This window comes from Grimontia celer, from assembly GCF_900055185.1.
Classification (GTDB): domain Bacteria; phylum Pseudomonadota; class Gammaproteobacteria; order Enterobacterales; family Vibrionaceae; genus Enterovibrio; species Enterovibrio celer.
Genome location: NZ_FIZX01000026.1, coordinates 1 through 921, shown reverse-complemented (window position 1 = coordinate 921; position 921 = coordinate 1). Strand labels below are relative to the sequence as shown.

3 tRNA genes and 1 rRNA gene are annotated in these 921 nt (G+C 45.9%); all 4 read left to right on the top strand.

The window, feature by feature from the left end:
• The first annotated feature begins 45 nt into the window (after nt 1-45).
• Nucleotides 46-121: transfer RNA gene (locus GCE9029_RS25235), tRNA-Lys, on the top strand.
• Nucleotides 122-152: 31 nt separating this feature from the next.
• A tRNA-Val gene (locus GCE9029_RS25230) sits at nt 153-228 on the top strand.
• A 29-nt stretch (nt 229-257) separates the two neighbouring features.
• Nucleotides 258-333, top strand: a tRNA-Ala gene (locus tag GCE9029_RS25225).
• A 363-nt stretch (nt 334-696) separates the two neighbouring features.
• Nucleotides 697-921 (top strand): 23S ribosomal RNA (locus GCE9029_RS25220); the annotation flags it as partial.

Below are 921 nucleotides of genomic sequence, written 5' to 3'. Positions count from 1 at the left end.
TTTCACGGCGGTAACAGGGGTTCGACTCCCCTATGGGACGCCACTGGGTCGTTAGCTCAGTTGGTAGAGCAGTTGACTTTTAATCAATTGGTCGCAGGTTCGAATCCTGCACGACCCACCATCTTCTTCCACAGAGGATGTAAAACTGATGTGGGCGATTAGCTCAGTTGGGAGAGCACCTCCCTTACAAGGAGGGGGTCACTGGTTCGAGCCCGGTATCGCCCACCATTCTTTCTCCTGAAAGAACAAAACATCAGGGGGCTATAGCTCAGCTGGGAGAGCGCTTGATTTGCATTCAAGAGGTCTGCGGTTCGATCCCGCATAGCTCCACCACTCTTTAAGCACACTTCTCTTCGAACAGAGAATGGTGAGTGTTCTTAAAAAGTGGTTGTTCGCTAGAACACATCACATGCTCTTTAAAAATCTGGAAAGCTGACTAAACAACTTTGTTTCTACGGAAATGAAGATTGTTTGTAAAAGTTCTCAAATGTTGATTCTTAGGAATTAACACCAAACACATTCAAGTGTTCTTGGTTTCATCCTTCTTCGGAAGTGATGAACAATATTTGAGTCCGGCGAAATCGTTCATCGCTTTATGTTTCCGCTTTTTAAGAAAAAGCAGAGGCAAAAAGGGTGAACATGTTCTTATAAGAACACCTTGGTTGTTTGAGCATACGAAACCTCTTGGGGTTGTATGGTTAAGTGACTAAGCGTACACGGTGGATGCCTTGGCAGTCAGAGGCGATGAAGGACGTAGTAACTTGCGATAAGCCCAGATAAGGCAGTAACAGCCGTTTGAATCTGGGATGTCCGAATGGGGAAACCCACTGGCATAAGCCAGTATCCCACACTGAATACATAGGTGTGTGGAGGCGAACTCGGGGAACTGAAACATCTAAGTACCCGAAGGAAAAGAAATCA